This is a genomic window from Arboricoccus pini (assembly GCF_900187945.1).
GTDB lineage: Bacteria > Pseudomonadota > Alphaproteobacteria > Geminicoccales > Geminicoccaceae > Arboricoccus > Arboricoccus pini.
In genome coordinates, this window is the sequence record NZ_FYEH01000001.1 from 212,742 (window position 1) to 228,403 (window position 15,662).

Genomic DNA, 15,662 nt, shown 5'->3' on the forward strand with positions numbered 1-15,662 from the left:
ATGAACGAGGCGACGCCCAAGCCGCCAAGACGAGGTGTGATCGGCAAGATCGCGCGATTTGTTGGTTGGAGCATCCTGGTCCTGGTGGTCCTGGTCGTCGTCCTGGTGGGCGGTGCCTTCGGACTCCTGCAGACGGGCTGGGGCAAGCAGGAAGTAGCCAGCCTCGCCAGTTCCAGCCTCTCGGGGCCGGGGCAGAGCTTCGAGATCGCCGACATCGAGGGCCTCGTACCCTTCGACATGACCCTGGGTCGCCTCCGGATGGGCGATGCCTCGGGGCCGTGGCTGGAGGTCGATAAGGCAAGACTGCATCTGGTCCTCTCGGATCTCCTGCATCTCAAGGTCAATCTGGCCGAGGTCGGTGCCCAGCGCGTTGCCCTCAATCGCCTGCCACCCGCCACCAGTCCGCCGCCCGAGCCGCAGCCCTTCAGCATGCCGAGCCTGCCGCAGCTCCCGCGCTCCCTCCCGGTGGCCGTCGAGGTGCAGCGGCTTTATGTGGACCAGCTCGAGCTCGGCCAACCCGTTCTGGGGCAGGCGGCCCGTTTCGGCATCGAGGGCAAGGTTGGCAGCAACGATGCCGCCACCAGCCTGAATGCCCTGCTCGATCTCAACCGGCAGGACCAGCAGACCGCCAGTCTGCATCTGGGCCTGGGTGCTGATCTGGCCGCGCAGTCGCTCGACCTGAAGCTCAAGGCCGACGAGACTGGCGGCCTTCTGGCGGCGCTCTCGGGCCGCCCGAATGCGGGCCAGCTGCATATGAACCTCGAAGGCAGCGGCCCGCTCGCCGACTGGCGGGGCAAGCTTGCCCTGGAGGCGCAGAACCTGGCCAGCGTCCAGGCCGACCTCGCCCTCGGTCTTGCCGACCTGCCGCGCCTGGGCCTCGATGGCAAGATCGACGTGGCGGCCGGCGTGCTGCCGCCGACGATCGAGCCCTTGACCGGCCGGGCGATCGACCTCGCCGTCCAGTTGCAGCCAACCTCGTCTCAGCGTGTGGCCCTGCAGCGCCTGCATGTGGGAGCCGCGGGATTCGGCATCGAGGGTGGTGGGGCGGCCGATCTCGCGGCGAACCGGCTGGATGGCAAGGTGAGCCTGACCGTGCCTGACCTCGCGGTCGCGAGCGGCCTTGCCGGCCAGCCCTTGAAGGGCAGCGCCACGCTCGATCTCCTGGCGCAGGGTGCTCTCCGCCAGCCCGAGATCGACCTCGATGTCAATGCCGGCGATATCGCCTATCCACCCTATGCCGTCCGCGACGTCGCCTTGGCGCTGAAGGCAAACCTTCTCGGGCCTTTCGAGACGACCTTTCCTGGTGCAGACCTCAACGGCCGCCTCAGCGTCAAGGGGCTGGCCCAGAATGGCCGGCAACTCGGTGACGACGAGGCGGCCAGCCTCGACCTCGCCTTGAGCTATCCGAGCGCTGGACCGGTCGATCTGAAGACGGTTCTGCTCAAGGCTTTGGGGGCCACGGCGACGCTCAAGGGGGCGATCGATCCGGCCAGCCTTGCGGGCAAGTTGCGCCTCGATCTGGGCATACCCAGCTTGCAGCCTTTGATGGCAGCCGCCATGCCTGATCCGAATGGCCGGCCCGGCATTGACGGCAAGATTGACCTCGGCGCGGATGTGACGCTGGGCGATCAGGCAAAGCAGATCGATGCGGTCCTGGCCCTTCGCACGGACGGGCTGGCGGGCCTGCCGCCCGGTGCCATGGAGCTCTTGGGCGCCGCACCCAAGCTGGATGCCACCGCAAGCTTCGAGGCGGGCAAGGCCGCCACGGTCCAGTCCCTCGACTTCGAGGGTGCGGCCGTGAGCCTGAAGGGCAAGGCCGGCATGGGGCTGGACGATCAGCTGGTCTCGACCGACCTCGTTCTCGATCTCCCCGACTTCAGCGTGCTTCGCCCGGTGACGCAGCAGCCGACGACGGGACGCGCCAGCTTGACCTTGAAGGGGCAGGGCTCGCTGCGGGATCGTATCGATGCGGTCCTGGCCCTTCGCGCGGAAGATTTGGCGGGGCTGCCGGCCGGTACGAGCGACCTGCTCGGCGCCACGCCCAGCCTGGATGCGAATCTGGCCTACGTGAACGGCAAGTCGCTGGATGTCACGGATCTCGCCTTCAAGGCGAAGGAGGCCTCTCTCCAGGGCAAGGCCAGCGTGGAAATGAGCGGTGACCAGACCTTGGCTGCGGATCTCGATCTGGCTTTGCCGCGTCTGGCGGCCCTCTCGGGTCTGGCCGGTCAGCCGCTGGCCGGCAGCTTTGCCGCCAACCTCAAGGCCCGCGGCAAGACGACCGAGCCCGACATCGAACTCGCCTCCGCGATCGACAACCTGCAGGCAGCGGGTTTCGCCTTCAGCAAGATCACGCTGAACGCGGATGCGGCCGGTCCGATCGACAAGATCGCCGGCAAGCTGAACCTCGATGCCCGCGAACGGCGCGGGCCGATAGCGCTTACCAGCGCCTACGCGCGCGACGGCCAGATCTTCACGGTGCGCGACCTGACCCTCACGGCCCCCGGGACGAAGCTTGAGGGGCAGGCGGCCTTGAATCTCGCCACGCAGCTGGCCGATGGCCGGATCGAGGGCGGGGTCAGCAATCTTGCGGCGCTGGCGCCATTCATCGGCCAGCCGCTCAAGGGCAGCGTCGCCCTGAAGGCCGACTTTGACGGCCAGGACGGCAAGCAGAATGCCCGGGCCGACATCCGTGCGGCCGATATCGGTGGCGCGTTCGGTGCGCTGCAATCGGCCAGCGTGACCGCGCGGGCGAACGATGTGCGCGGCAAGCTCGGCCTGGATGCGGCGATCAATGCGGCGGGCTTTGCTCAGCCGGGCCTGTCCTTGAAGCAGGCGCGGGTCACGGCCACGGGCGACCTTGCGGCACTCAAGATCGCCGCCGCATTGGATGGCGGAATGCAGGGAGCGAATCCCTTCGACCTTGCGACCAGCCTTCAGGCCGGGTTGGCCGGGGACACCAGGCGCATCGATCTGCAGAGCCTGACCGGCAGCTTCGCCCGCCAGCCAATTCGCCTCCAACGGCCGGCCCAGATGGAGATGGTCGGGGCCGCCATGAAGCTTGCCGGGTTCGATCTGCTCTTCGGGCAGGCGCGGTTGAAGGCCGATGCGGCACTGGGCAATGGGCGCGTGGATGCCAAGGCGTCGCTCGACCCGACGCCGCTTGCGATGTTCAAGCCGTTCGGCGCACCGGACCTAGCCGGCACGGTCGGCTTCACCTTGAACGCCTCGGGCAGCAGCGCTGCGCCGCGCATCGTCTTTTCCCTCGATGCGCCCGGGGTAAAGGCTAAGGCCGACAATCTTCGCAATGTGCCGCCTGCGCATCTGACGGCCGATGCCACGATCGGCGGCGGCCAGGTACAGGCGAATGCCGGCTTGGCGGGGGTCACGAGCGAGCCCTTGCGCGTGCAGGCGAACCTGCCCCTTCGGCTGGGCCTGGAACCTTTCGCCTTCGACCTGCCGCAGAACAAGCCGATCAATGGCAGCCTGACCGGCCGTGCCGATCTCGCCCGGATCGCCGACATCCTTGTTCTGGACGGGCAACGAATCCAGGGCATCCTCAATATCGATGCCCGCTTCGGCGGGACGCTCTCAGCACCGCAGGCTGCGGGCGACATCGCGATCCAAAACGGCCTGATCGAGGATTCGTTGACCGGCGTCATGCTGCGCGATTTGAATGTGAGGGTCGTCGGCAACCAGAACCGGATCGACTTGCAGACCCTGAGTGCCAGGGATCGCAAGGATGGCACGATCAATGGCAGTGGCAGCGTCACCCTGAACGGCACGGCGCTGACAGGCCTGGGGGTCAAGGTGCAGCTGGCGAACATGCAGGTCTATAATGCCGAGTTCGGCCAAGTCTGGCTCTCGGGCGATACCGATGTCAGCGGCTCGCTCAGCGACATGAACGTCAAGAGCCGGCTGAAGGTTAACGAGGCGGAGATTCGTCTGCCCAATCCGCCGCCCAGCAAGCCGCCCACTTTGCCGGTCAACGTAGCCGGCGAGAAGAAGCCGGCGGCAACGACGACGCCACCGTCACCGCCGATGCGCATCGGCCTCGACGTCGTGGTCGACATGCCCGAGAAATTCTTCGTGCGCGGCCGTGGGTTGGAGAGTGAATGGGGCGGCAACGTCAAGGTCACGCAGACGGCCGACAATCCCCTTGTTATCGGCACGATCAATTACCGCCGAGGCTATCTGAACCTCTTGGACCGGCGCTTTGATATCGACACGGGGACGATCACCTTCTCGGGAGCCCAACCGCCCATTCCCGAGCTGAACATCAAGGCGACGTCCGAGACCGCGGGAGGTTTTACTGGCATCGTCACCGTGACCGGCGCGGCGACCAATCCGACGCTGGCTCTCACAAGCGATCCGATAGCGCCCCAGGACGAGGTCGTCTCGCGTATCATGTTCAACCGCTCCTCGGCCGACATCAGCCCTGTCCAAGGTCTGAAACTGGCAGCCGCGATCCAGCAACTGCAGAGCGGCGGCGACGGGCTCATGGGTATCGGGCGGGATGCATTGGGCGTGGACACGTTCGACGTCTCGGGGTCGGGGGGCTCGGATACGACGGCCAGTGCCGGCAAATACATTTCCGACGACGTTTTCTTGCAGGTGCAGCAGGGAGCGACGGCGGACAGTACGAAGGCCAAGGTGACGATCGAGCTGACGCCCAATCTGTCCGCCGATACGACGGTGGGACAGACCGGCACGAGTGCCGGACTCAGCTGGACGCACGATTATTGAGGCCTGTTGTCGGCGAAATCGGCGGCTTGTGCGTGCAAACCTCGCGGCGCGTCGCTATGTGAAGCCCGGCTATGAGCAGCGGGCGGTGAGTTTTGCAAAATAGGCATGAAATGATGAAGAGCGTGGTCGTGGCGCCGCCTGCCTATCCGCGCGAAGGCGACCGCACGTTCGCCAATTTCGCCGACATCAACCTGATCGGCGTGAGCACCCTCTATCACAAGGAAGTGCGCCGCTTCTTCAAGGTGTTCGGCCAGACGCTGCTGGCGCCCGTCATCACGACCCTGGTCTTCCTCGCGGTCTTCGCGCTGGCCCTGGGCGGGAACGCCCGGCACATTGGCGAACTCTCCTTTCTCGAGTTCCTGGTCCCGGGCCTGGTCATGATGGGCATTACCCAAAATGCCTTTGCCAACACCTCCTCTTCATTGATGATCGCCAAGATCCAAGGGACGATCATCGACTATCTGATGCCGCCCTTGCGCCCTGCGGAGCTCGTGGTCGGCATCTCGATGGGCGGGGTGACGCGTGGCGTCCTGGTAGGCGCCGTCATCACGATCGCGGCCCTGGTCTTCGTCCGGCTGCCGATGAGCCATCCCTGGCTCATCCTCTATTTCTTCCTGGTATCGTCCCTGATGCTGTCGCTTCTGGGCATGCTCGCAGCGCTCTGGGCCGAGAAATTCGACCAGATGGCGATGGTGACGAACTTCGTCATCACGCCGCTCTCGTTCCTCTCGGGCACCTTCTATTCGATCAACGACCTCCCTTATGGCTTCCACCTCGCGGCGCTGGCCAACCCCTTCTTCTACATGATCGACGGGTTGCGCTTTGCCATGAGCGGCCATGCCGACGGCAATGTCTGGGTCGGCGCGCTCGTCGTGCTCCTGGTCGACATCCTGCTCTGGTGGCTGACGCTCAGGTTCTTTCGCACGGGCCACCGCCTGAAGGCTTGAGGGAGCCCGTCGCGCCGCTTCATCTTTCTGCGCTTGTTCCGCGAGCGGATCTGTGCAACGCCCTATATCCTTCAAAGCCGGCATGTCGCCGGCTTTGTCTTTTGGATGTTATAAATCTGGAGGGGTGCTCGCACCTGCCGTCATGCTGAATTCGTCCGTTCCAACCTTGCTTCCCGTCTACAAACGCATGGATGTCGCCTTCGAGCGCGGCCTGGGTGCGCAATTGTGGGACGACCGGGGCCGACGATATCTGGACTTCGGCAGCGGGATCGCGGTGACGGGACTTGGCCATTGCCATCCACATCTGGTCGAGGCCTTGACGAGCCAGGCCAATGCGCTCTGGCATACCTCCAATCTCTACGAGATCCCGGCTTTGCAGAAGCTGGCCGACCGGCTGGTCGCCAACAGCTTCGCCGAGACCGTCTTCGTCTGTAATTCGGGTGCCGAGGCGATCGAGATCACGGTCAAGATGGCGCGGCGCCACTTCTTCGCCCGTGGCCTTCCCGGGAGGCATCGGGTCATCACCTTCGAGGGCGCCTTTCACGGGCGGACGATGACCGGCATCTCGGCAGTGCCCACGCCCAAGATGGCCGAGGGATTCGCGCCGCTCCTGGAGGGCTTCGACGTCGTGCCGTTCGGGGATCTTGCGGCCGTCCAGGCGGCGATCGGGCCCTCGACCGCCGCCATCCTGATCGAGCCGATCCAGGGTGAGGGCGGCATCCGCGCGGCCGAACCCGGGTTCCTGGCGGCACTTCGTCAGCTTTGCGACGAGCATGACATGCTGCTGCTCTTCGACGAAGTGCAATGCGGGCTTGGCCGGACGGGCAACATGTTCGCCTATGAGGGGATGGGCGTGGTGCCGGACATCATGGCCCTGGCCAAGGGGCTGGGCGGCGGCTTTCCCATCGGCGCCTGCCTCGCCACGGCGCGTGCTGCGGCCGGCATGACCTATGGCACGCACGGCTCGACCTTCGGTGGCAATCCGCTGGGCTCCGCGGTCGCCAACGCCGTGCTCGACGTCATGCTGAAGGAAGGCTTCATGGCCGATGCCGCAAGGCGTGCCGGCGTCCTGAGAGAACGACTCCAGGGCATGGCCGCGCGGCATCCGGAGATGATCGCCGAAGTGCGCGGCAAGGGCTTCATTCTCGGGCTGAGGACCGTCCAGCCCGCAGGGGACGTCGTCGCGCGCTTCATGGAACTGGGCCTGGTCACGATTCCGGCCTCCGACAATGTCGTCCGCCTCCTGCCGCCTTTGACCGTCACCCTGGACGAGATCGAGGAAGGAGTCGGCATTATCGAACAGGCTGCCAGCCGGGCCGAGGCCGCATGACCCGCCATTTTCTCGACCTCGACCTCGTCGAAGGCCAGGATCTTCGTCGCATCATCGACGATGCCCGGGCCTTCAAGGATGGAGCATTGGCGCTCAAGCCCATGACCGGCAAGACGCTGGCCATGATCTTCGACAAGCCCTCGACCCGCACGCGCGTCTCCTTCGAGGTGGCGGCCAGGCAGTTGGGGGGCGATCCGATCGTGCTCTATTCGCGCGACATGCAGCTCGGCCGCGGCGAGACGATCGAGGATACCGCCAAGGTGCTCTCGCGCTATGTCGACGCGATCATGATCCGTACCGACGAGCACGAGAAGCTCAACCAGCTGGCCCGATACGCCACCATACCGGTGATCAACGGGCTGACCGATCGCTCGCATCCCTGCCAGGTGATGGCGGATGTCATGACGATCGAGCAGCATCGGGGGCCGATCCGGGGCAAGAAGCTCGCCTGGACGGGCGACGGCAACAATATGGTCACCTCGTTCATCCAGGCGGCGGTCCGCTTCGATTTCGAGCTGGCCGTTGCCTGTCCGCCCGAGTTGATGCCGGAGCCGGAGGTGCTGGCCTGGGCCGGGGAGCGCCAGGGGCGCGTCTCCGTCACCCATGACCCGGCGGTCGCCGCGAGTGACGCCGACGTCGTCTTGACGGATACCTGGGTCTCCATGGGCGATGCCGACGCGGAGCGGCGGCACCGGCTCCTGGCGCCCTTCAGGGTCGATGGGGCGCTCATGGCCAAGGCGCGCGGCGATGCGATCTTCCTCCATTGCCTGCCCGCCCATCGCGGCGAGGAGGTGACGGCGGAGGTCATCGATGGTCCGCAATCCGTCGTCTTCGACGAGGCCGAGAATCGCCTTCATGCGCAAAAGGCTATTCTCGCCTGGTGTCTTGCTTCCTAAGTAAGCGCTATGAGCGCAACCATCCCTGCCATCGACGTCCTCAGGCCGTTCCAGCTTGAGGCTTCGGAAATCCGTGGGCGGTTCGTCCGGCTGGGCCAGTCGGTCGACCGCGTCTTGAAGGCGCACGCCTATCCGCAACCGGTCTGCCGCGTGCTGGGCGAATTGCTGGTGTTGGCCAGCGGCCTTGCCGGCGGCTTGAAGTTCGACGGCAAGTTCTCGCTGCAGATCCGAGGGCAGGGAGCCATCCGGCTCATGGTCGCGGACTGCACCAATGACGGCTTCCTGCGGGGCTATGCGAGCTTCGATGCGGCGGGGGTAGCCGCATTGAGCGCCGATGAGGATCCGGTCAGCCTGCTGGGCCAGGGGCTTTTGGCCCTCACCGTTGATCAGGCGGCATCGGGCGGCGAGACCTATCAGGGCATCGTCGAGCTCGAGGGCCGCTCGCTGGCTGATTCGATGCTGGCTTATTTCCGTCGCTCGGAGCAGGTGCCGACCGGCATTCGCATGGCGCTCGAGCAAGATACCAATGGCGCCTGGCGCGGGGGAGCCATCATCGTCCAGGCCCTGGCCGTCACCGATCCGGCGGCCAAGGAGGCGCAGGCGCTGGACTGGCAGGAAGCCATGGTGCTTCTGGGCACGGCCACCGACGATGAGATCACCAATCCCGGTCTACCGCTCGACACCTTGCTCTTCCGACTCTTTCATGAGACGGGCGTACGCGTCTTCGAGCCTCAGGCGCTGGCGCATGGCTGTTCTTGCGACGAGGAGCGCGTCGAGCGCGTGCTCCTCAGCTTTTCCGCCGAGGAGGTGGAGGAAATGCGCCTGCCCGACGGGAGCATCGACGTCACCTGCCAGTTCTGCAACCAGAGCTACCACTATGAACCGGCCAGGCTGGTTGAACTGTTCAATACACGGAGGCATTGACGAACTTGGTCCTGCATCGACGGCGCGTCCTTCTGGCCTCGCTTGGTACCGTGGCCCTCCTCGGCCTCGCCGGCTGCGAGACCGACGAGATCGACTATCGACCAAACTACAGCGCTCAGCCCAGCGTGACGCTGGCCGTCGGCAACGTGCAGATCGTCGACCAGCGCCAAGCGCCGGCGCAGACCAATTTCGTCGACGCACGACGCAGCAACGAACTCACCGATGAGACGAAGCGCTGGCTGGCGGTCAGGGTTCGAGCCGGCGGCGGTAGCGGTTCGGCCAAGGCTGTGGTCGAGCAGGCCAGCGTCACCGAGCGCCTCATCCCCGATCGTAGCAGTGGCTTCTTCGGCTGGATGGGCAATGCGCCCACCTACGCCCTCGAGGGCAATCTCGCGATCCGGATCATCATTCTGGACGAGGCGGGGCAGGAGCGTGTCTCGGCTACGGCGCATGTCGGCCGTTCCCGCTCGGTCGGGCAGCGGGCCTCGGTGGTCGAGCGGGACAATGAGGCGCGCCGTCTGATGGCCGACCTAATCCAGGACATGGAGCCCAATCTCAAGCAGACCGCCCGCCAAAATCTGGGCCAGTTCGCGACGGTGAGCAACGATCCGACGCCTTCGGCCCCGACATCGGCTACAGCTACGCCCTCGGCGCCGGCTTCGGGCACGTCGGCCGCGGGCGGAACGTCCTCGATTGGCGGCCAGCCTTATCCGCCCGCGGCCGGTAGCGATACCATCCAGTCGCAGTCTCTGCCGTCACTTTAGCGGCGGCTCTGAGATCGAGGGCGTGGTCGCCGCCTTGTGCGAGATCGCGCCGTGACCCGGATCGCGGCCTGAAGGCAGCCCTGGGAGGCGGGGTAGTGTCCGTTCAACGAGGCCGACCGGCGTACTGGTCCGCCGATGGAGGCTCCGCGTGACCCGACGCCAGATGCATCTCGGTGCTTTTCTTTTCAATCTCGGCAATCACGTGGCGGGCTGGCGCCATCCAAGCGTCGATCCGCGCGATCTGATGCGGCTCGATTTCTATGCCGGGCTGGCTGACATCGCGGAGCGCGGCCTCTTCGATTTCGTCTTCCTTTCCGATGGACTGGGCTTGAACGACACCCACGACGCGGTGCTGCGACACAGCATCGTCGTGCGGCCGGAGCCCCTTACGCTCCTGGGGGCGTTGGCTGCCCGCACCCGGCATATCGGCCTCGCCGCCACCGTATCGACGACCTACAACGAGCCCTACGCCGTGGCGCGCAAGCTGGCGACGCTGGACTTCCTCAGCGAGGGGCGTGTTGCGGTCAATATCGTCACCTCCAGCACATGGCAGGAAGCGCGGAATTTTGGCGCCGAGGCACATATGGCGCACGACGCGCGCTACCGGCGCGCGGCCGAATTCGTCCGTGTCATGGAGGCGCTCTGGCTGAGTTGGGGGCCGGATGCCGTCCTGGCCGATCAGGCGAGCGGCGACTTCGCCCGGCCCGACCAGATTCGGCCGATCGAGCATAACGGCGAGTTCTTCGCCGTGCGGGGGCCCTTGAACGTGCCCCGTCCGCCGCAAGGCCGGCCGGTCGTCATTCAGGCCGGCATCTCGCCTGCGGGCCAGGACCTGGCGGCCCATCTGGCGGATGTCGTCTTCACGTTGAACGAGGGGCTGGCGGACGCGACCGCGCGCAGCCTGGCCCTGAAGGCCGCCGCGAGGGCGGCCGGCCGCGATCCGGCGATGCTCAAGGTAATGCCCGGCATCATGCCGATCCTGGGCGACACGGCGGCGGAGGCGGCCGCGAACGAGGCCATGCTTGAAGAGCTCGTGCCGCCGCCTTTGGCCATGGCCTATCTCTCGGACATGGTGGGCCAGGATCTGACCAACCACGATCCAGCGGGCCGCCTGCCGGATCTGCGGGGTGGCGAGGGCGAGCGCGGCCGGCTGGCGATGGTCGAAAAGCTCGCCCGTGAGGGCCTGTCGCTGGGGGGGATCGCGCGGCGAATGGTGCTCGCGCGCGGTCACAAGCTGGTTCGCGGCACGCCTTCGCAGGTGGCGGACACCTTGCAGCTCTGGTTCGAATCCGGCGCCTGCGATGGTTTCAACATCCTTGCCCCCTGGCATCCGGGAGGTCTTCAGGCCTTCGTCACGGGCGTGGTGCCGGAGCTGCAGCGGCGTGGCCTGTTTCGCCGGGCCTATGGGACCGGCAATCTGCGCGATCGGCTGGGATTGCCGGTCGTAACCTAGGCCGTCTTGGCCATCACTTGCCGGCGCAGACCGTCTTTTTATTGCCGTCCTTCGCGGCGACGACGGTCTCCTTGGGCACAATCTTTACCTTGGCCACACCATCGCCGTCGTTCAGGTCGATCTTCTTGGCCGCACCCTCGGCCAGATCCAGGGAGCGCCCTTTGGTATAGGGCCCCCGGTCGTTGATCTTGACGTCGACTTTCTTGCCATTTTCGAGATTGGTCACTGTGGCCTTCGTACCGAGCGGCAGGGTTTTGTGCGCGGCGGTCATGGCATTCTTGTTGAAGCGTTCGCCCGTGGCAGTCTTCTTGCCGTGCATCCCTTGGCCATAATAGGAGGCCAATCCGGTGGTCGTCGGGCAGGTTTCAGTGGCCATGGCGGGCGCGCTTACGAGGCAGGCCACGAGGCCGCCAATCACGATATCGCGATGCCAGTTCATCATGTATCTCCCCCAGCGAATGGGGATAATAATCCTTCAGAGCTGACGCGGTTCCGACCAATCTTTTGGTGGATGGCTAAAAGTTCTGGGAAGATTGTTCGATAAGTATATTTGTGTTTGCTGCACTCTAATCCTTATGACGCCGGGCGTGATGACTCTGTTGCACGATGCCATACTGTGGGGGCCGGAACGCAAGAATGCTTTCTTGCTTGTCAAAATAGATCGTCTCCAGGTGGAGTTCTTGGGCTAAAGCCTGGGTTTTAGCCTCTTGTCCCGCCGGCGAATGGCTCCATGCGCCGTCTCAAGGGGGGATTTCACGCTCCTGGCCGTGCTTCTGCTGGGCTTGTTTCGACTTTGCCGCTGAGCATTGGGTGGAGGGATCATGGCGGGCAGCGTTGGTGTGGAAGGGGAGCCCGTTCGGCTGCGGGCCTTGGCGACGGCCGTCCCGTCCCATGAACTCGAGCAGTCGGCCGTGACCTCGGCGGCCTTGGGGATTTTCGAGGGGGCGCTTGAGAACCTTGCGCGGCTGGCGCCGCTTTTTGCGCATGCGGGCATCGAGCGGCGCTATTCGTGCCTGCCCATCGAAGCACACCTCGTGGAGCGGGGGATGGGTGCGCGCAACCAGCTGTTCATCGAGCAGGCGACCGAGTTGCTGGTAACGGCGACCGAGCGGGCACTGGACGAGGCCGGATTGGCGCCGGACGTCATCGACGCCGTCGTCCTGGTGTCGTCGACGGGCATCGCGACGCCCAGTCTGGATGCGCTGGTAGCGGAGCGTCTGGGCATGCGGCCGGACGTCGAGCGCACGCCGATTTTTGGGCTCGGATGTGCTGGCGGCGTGCTCGGATTGGCGCGGGCGGCGGATCTGGCGCGGGTCAGGCCGGGTCGGCACGTACTGCTGCTGGTCGTGGAACTGTGTACGCTGGCTTTGCGGCTGCGTGACAAGAGCAAGGCCAATCTGGTGGCGTGCGCCTTGTTCGGCGACGGGGCATCGGCCGCCATTTTGAGCACGGGTGGCGAGGGTCCCTGGATCGGCGTCTCGGGCGAGCATCGATGGCCGGACACGCTGGATGTGATGGGCTGGCGGGTCGAGGATGACGGGCTGGGCGTGGTTTTTTCGATCAACGTGCCGGAGATCGCACGTCGGCGCATGGGGGAGGCCACGGCCGACTTTCTCTTGCGACATGGGAGGAGCGGGCGGCGATCGATCGCTGGATCTGCCATCCTGGTGGGGCCAAGGTCCTGAGCGGGCTGCGGGAGGCGCTTGATCTGGAAAACGACGCCCTGGATGACGCTCGCGCGGTTTTGCGCGACTATGGCAACATGTCGTCGGCCACGGTGCTCTTCGTCCTGCAGCGGGCCCTGCGCGATGACGCCTGGCGGCGCGCCTTGATGATGGCGATGGGTCCAGGTTTCACGGCGGGGTTCCTCATGATCGGCAGGGGGTGATGACGGTCCCGGTGATCCTGGCGCTCGTGGCGCTGCAGCGGCTCCTCGAGCTGGTCCTCGCCAGGCGCAACACGGCGCGCCTCATGGCAAGCGGGGGCGTGGAGGTCGGGGCCGGGCATTATCCGCTCTTCGTCATCCTGCATGGTGGCTGGCTGCTGGCGATGCTGGCCTTTATCCCCTGGTCGGCGCCGATCGATTGGCGTTTCTTCCTCGTCTATTTGCTGCTGCAGCCTCTACGCGTCTGGGTCGTGGCCTCGCTGGGCGGCCGATGGACGACGCGCATCATCGTTCTGCCCGGTCAAAGGCTGGTGCGGCAGGGGCCTTATCGGTGGCTACGCCATCCCAACTACTTGATCGTCGCCCTGGAGCTGCCGCTTCTGCCGCTGAGCTTTGGCAGCCTGCGCCTCGCCTTGATCTTCGGCGCTCTCAATCTGATGCTGCTTGCTTGGCGGTGCCGTGTCGAGGACCGCGCCTTGCGCGCGCTTTGTCCTCGGGACGATGAGGCGGAATATGGTCGGAGCGCCGGGATTTGAACCCGGGACCCCCAGTCCCCCAGACTGATGCGCTACCAGGCTGCGCTACGCTCCGACTTGCAAGAGTGGCGTCGCTATAGCCGCTGGAAGCGGCGGACGCAACAGGGCCAAGGATCATCCATCCAGGGCGGCGCGCAGCAGCGCATGCAACTCGCCGAGTTCGGCCCGCAACTGGCGGGCGAGCCGTCGCCGTTCGTTCAGGACCGGCGTCGAGACCGTCTCCGCCGGCGGTGTGACCAGTGGCGCAGGCTGCGGAGCCGCAATGAGTTCGGGGGCGGGTGCCGTGGCCGTCAGCGGTGGTGCCGGCTCCGACACGCCAGGCGGGGAGTGGGGGGCCGGTTGCGGGGTGGTGCGTCGCCCGGCCGGCGGCTCGACCGCTGTCGTGCGGCGTGTGCGCAGCAGCCGTTGCGCCCCCTTGATCGTATAGCCCTCGTCATAGAGGAGGACTCGGATGCGGCGCAGCGTGTCCACGTCCTCGGGCCGGTAATAGCGCCGGCCGCCGCCGCGTTTTAAAGGCCGGACTTGAGGGAACTTGCTTTCCCAGAAGCGCAGGACGTGCTGGGCCACGTCCAGATCGTCGGCGACCTCGCTAATCGTGCGGAAGGCGCTTAGCGACTTGGCGGTTCGGCCCTGGACGCGGCCGCCGGCGCCTTCCTCGTCCGGCGACGGCAGGCCGTTGCTCTCTCCTCCTGCATCGCCGCCGGGCAACGCCACGCTCACGCTCATCTGGCCGCGCCGGACGCCATCGCAGGTGCCATGGAAGTCATGGCGGCGAGGCCTCGCCGTTGATGCGATCCTTCAACATCTGCGAGGCACGAAAGACGAGGACGCGGCGCGGCAGGATCGGCACCTCTTCGCCCGTCTTCGGATTGCGTCCCACGCGTTCACCCTTCTCGCGCACCATGAATGTGCCGAATGAGGATATCTTGACCATCCCGTCACCGAGCAGCGAGTTCGCCATCTCTTCAAGGATGAAATCGACGAGTTGCGCGGATTCGGTACGCGAGAGGCCTACTTCCTGGTAGACGGCTTCCGCGAGGTGTGCCCGCGTGACGGTAAGTCCCGCCACAAATTCTCCCTTCCGACAGCTGGATGACGAAAAAATTAAGCTGCTAGAAGAGTTTCCGTCAACAAGCAGAAAGGCTTCCTGAACTGGTTCGTCGCCTTGGCGATCACCAGCGCAGGCACACAGCACCCCAACTGAAGCCGCCGCCCAGTGCGTTCGCGACCAGGGTGTGGCCCCGCTGCAACCGGCCATCCTCGAAGATGGCATTGATCGCCAGAGGAATCGAGGCGGCCGAGGTATTGGCATGGTCGCCCACCGTCAGGACGACGCGCTCGGCGGGGAAACCGAGCTTCTTGCCGACCCCATCAATGATGCGGGCATTCGCCTGGTGCGGCACCATCCAGTCGATGTCGGCAAGCGGGATGCCGGCCAGGGCGGCGGCCTGCTCGGCGGCCTCGGCCAGCTTGACCACGGCGAAGCGGAAGACTTCGCGGCCATTCATCTTGAGCACGCCCACGCGTCCGCCGCCCCGCGAGGGGCCGCCATCGACGAAAAGATCGTCGTAATTGCGGCCATCCGCGCCGAGCGTGATCCCTAGAAGGCCGCGATCGCTGGTATCGCCCTTCTGCTCCTGTGCCTCGAGCACCATGGCGCCGGCACCGTCACCGAAGAGAACGCAGGTGCCGCGGTCGTTCCAGTCCAGGATCCGCGAGAAGGTCTCGGCACCGATCACGAGGGCGCGGCGCGAGAGACCCGTGCGCAGGAAGCCGTCCGCCGTCGCCAGCGCATAGGGGAATCCGGCGCAGACGGCCTGCACGTCGAAGGCGATGCCGGGCTGCAGCTCGAGCTTGCGCTGCACCGCCGTCGCGGTGGCGGGAAAGGTATTGTCCGGCGTCGAGGTGGCGACGATGACGGTGTCGATCGAGCGCGGATCGATGTCGGCCCTGAGGATGGCCTGCCTGGCGGCGGCCACTGCCAGGTCCGAGGTCAGCTCGCCCTCGGCTGCCAGATGGCGCTGGCGGATGCCCGTCCGGCTCTGGATCCAGTCATCGGACGTCCCTAGCGCAGCAGGCAACTCGTCGTTGCGCATGACCTTGGCTGGCAGGTAGGCCCCGATACCGCGGATCGTCGATCGAATCATCTGCGCTCTAATCTCGTGCTGGAAAAATCCATGACGG

Annotated in this window: 14 protein-coding genes and 1 tRNA gene; 10 read left to right on the forward strand and 5 right to left on the reverse strand. The window is 65.7% G+C overall.

Features of this window, described 5'->3' with window-relative positions:
- The 7 genes from CFB17_RS01020 to CFB17_RS01050 all read left to right on the forward strand — a co-directional run bounded on the left by CFB17_RS01020 (position 1) and on the right by CFB17_RS01050 (position 11,057).
- Complete coding sequence (locus CFB17_RS01020; RefSeq protein ID WP_088559539.1) at positions 1-4,743, forward strand: translocation/assembly module TamB domain-containing protein; 4,743 nt, start codon at positions 1-3, stop codon at positions 4,741-4,743.
- 113 nt (positions 4,744-4,856) lie between these two features.
- On the forward strand, positions 4,857-5,690 hold the full coding sequence (locus tag CFB17_RS01025; RefSeq protein ID WP_088559852.1) for an ABC transporter permease: 834 nt from the start codon (positions 4,857-4,859) through the stop codon (positions 5,688-5,690).
- 142 nt (positions 5,691-5,832) lie between these two features.
- On the forward strand, positions 5,833-7,020 hold the full coding sequence (locus tag CFB17_RS01030) for an aspartate aminotransferase family protein (RefSeq protein WP_088559540.1): 1,188 nt from the start codon (positions 5,833-5,835) through the stop codon (positions 7,018-7,020).
- Entirely contained in the window at positions 7,017-7,916 is a 900-nt protein-coding gene (gene argF, locus CFB17_RS01035; RefSeq protein WP_088559541.1) for an ornithine carbamoyltransferase, read from the forward strand. Before CFB17_RS01030 ends, argF begins: the two co-directional genes overlap by 4 nt.
- 9 nt (positions 7,917-7,925) lie before the next feature.
- A complete protein-coding gene (gene hslO, locus CFB17_RS01040) occupies positions 7,926-8,840 on the forward strand; it encodes an Hsp33 family molecular chaperone HslO (protein ID WP_088559542.1) in 915 nt (304 codons plus the stop codon).
- Positions 8,837-9,604, forward strand: coding sequence for a hypothetical protein (locus CFB17_RS01045; protein WP_088559543.1), 768 nt, complete (start codon positions 8,837-8,839; stop codon positions 9,602-9,604). The genes hslO and CFB17_RS01045 overlap by 4 nt, the downstream gene beginning before the upstream one ends.
- A 148-nt stretch (positions 9,605-9,752) precedes the next feature.
- On the forward strand, positions 9,753-11,057 hold the full coding sequence (locus tag CFB17_RS01050) for an NtaA/DmoA family FMN-dependent monooxygenase (RefSeq protein ID WP_207761878.1): 1,305 nt from the start codon (positions 9,753-9,755) through the stop codon (positions 11,055-11,057).
- 13 nt (positions 11,058-11,070) lie between these two features.
- On the opposite strand, the gene CFB17_RS01055 is transcribed toward CFB17_RS01050, so the two are convergent.
- Positions 11,071-11,496: a septal ring lytic transglycosylase RlpA family protein gene (locus tag CFB17_RS01055; RefSeq protein ID WP_207761879.1), complete on the reverse strand. Its 426-nt coding sequence runs from the start codon at positions 11,494-11,496 to the stop codon at positions 11,071-11,073.
- A gap of 382 nt (positions 11,497-11,878) precedes the next feature.
- On the opposite strand from CFB17_RS01055, the gene CFB17_RS01060 reads away from it, so the two are divergent.
- Genes CFB17_RS01060 through CFB17_RS01065 form a run of 3 tightly spaced genes read left to right on the forward strand, consistent with a single transcriptional unit; the run spans position 11,879 to position 13,478 of the window.
- Complete coding sequence (locus tag CFB17_RS01060) at positions 11,879-12,742, forward strand: type III polyketide synthase (protein WP_243389654.1); 864 nt, start codon at positions 11,879-11,881, stop codon at positions 12,740-12,742.
- 5 nt (positions 12,743-12,747) lie between these two features.
- Positions 12,748-12,945 carry a 3-oxoacyl-[acyl-carrier-protein] synthase III C-terminal domain-containing protein gene (locus CFB17_RS19540; protein ID WP_243389687.1) on the forward strand — a complete coding sequence of 66 codons (198 nt, stop codon included), beginning with the start codon at positions 12,748-12,750 and terminating at the stop codon, positions 12,943-12,945.
- Positions 12,945-13,478: an isoprenylcysteine carboxyl methyltransferase family protein gene (locus tag CFB17_RS01065; protein WP_088559546.1), complete on the forward strand. Its 534-nt coding sequence runs from the start codon at positions 12,945-12,947 to the stop codon at positions 13,476-13,478. Before CFB17_RS19540 ends, CFB17_RS01065 begins: the two co-directional genes overlap by 1 nt.
- Here the strand turns inward: CFB17_RS01065 and CFB17_RS01070 are convergent.
- The 4 genes from CFB17_RS01070 to CFB17_RS01085 form a co-directional block, all read right to left on the reverse strand.
- Positions 13,457-13,533, reverse strand: a tRNA-Pro gene (locus CFB17_RS01070). The genes CFB17_RS01065 and CFB17_RS01070 overlap by 22 nt on opposite strands.
- A gap of 59 nt (positions 13,534-13,592) precedes the next feature.
- A complete protein-coding gene (locus CFB17_RS19545; protein WP_243389655.1) occupies positions 13,593-14,204 on the reverse strand; it encodes a MerR family transcriptional regulator in 612 nt (203 codons plus the stop codon).
- Between the two features lie 37 nt (positions 14,205-14,241).
- Entirely contained in the window at positions 14,242-14,547 is a 306-nt protein-coding gene (locus CFB17_RS01080; RefSeq protein WP_088559547.1) for an integration host factor subunit alpha, read from the reverse strand.
- Positions 14,548-14,650: 103 nt separating this feature from the next.
- Positions 14,651-15,625, reverse strand: coding sequence for a beta-ketoacyl-ACP synthase III (locus CFB17_RS01085; RefSeq protein WP_088559548.1), 975 nt, complete (start codon positions 15,623-15,625; stop codon positions 14,651-14,653).
- Positions 15,626-15,662 lie beyond the last annotated feature (37 nt).

Excerpts from the sequence above, each read along its gene's own strand:
- CFB17_RS01020 (WP_088559539.1), top strand. The coding sequence starts at position 1 with ATGAACGAGGCGACGCCCAAGCCGCCAAGACGAGGTGTGATCGGCAAG.
- CFB17_RS01025 (WP_088559852.1), top strand. The coding sequence starts at position 4,857 with ATGAAGAGCGTGGTCGTGGCGCCGCCTGCCTATCCGCGCGAAGGCGAC.
- CFB17_RS01030 (WP_088559540.1), top strand. The coding sequence starts at position 5,833 with ATGCTGAATTCGTCCGTTCCAACCTTGCTTCCCGTCTACAAACGCATG.
- argF (WP_088559541.1), top strand. The coding sequence starts at position 7,017 with ATGACCCGCCATTTTCTCGACCTCGACCTCGTCGAAGGCCAGGATCTT.
- hslO (WP_088559542.1), top strand. The coding sequence starts at position 7,926 with ATGAGCGCAACCATCCCTGCCATCGACGTCCTCAGGCCGTTCCAGCTT.
- CFB17_RS01055 (WP_207761879.1), bottom strand. The coding sequence starts at position 11,496 with ATGAACTGGCATCGCGATATCGTGATTGGCGGCCTCGTGGCCTGCCTC.
- CFB17_RS01060 (WP_243389654.1), top strand. The coding sequence starts at position 11,879 with ATGGCGGGCAGCGTTGGTGTGGAAGGGGAGCCCGTTCGGCTGCGGGCC.
- CFB17_RS01065 (WP_088559546.1), top strand. The coding sequence starts at position 12,945 with ATGACGGTCCCGGTGATCCTGGCGCTCGTGGCGCTGCAGCGGCTCCTC.
- CFB17_RS19545 (WP_243389655.1), bottom strand. The coding sequence starts at position 14,204 with ATGAGCGTGAGCGTGGCGTTGCCCGGCGGCGATGCAGGAGGAGAGAGC.
- CFB17_RS01085 (WP_088559548.1), bottom strand. The coding sequence starts at position 15,625 with ATGATTCGATCGACGATCCGCGGTATCGGGGCCTACCTGCCAGCCAAG.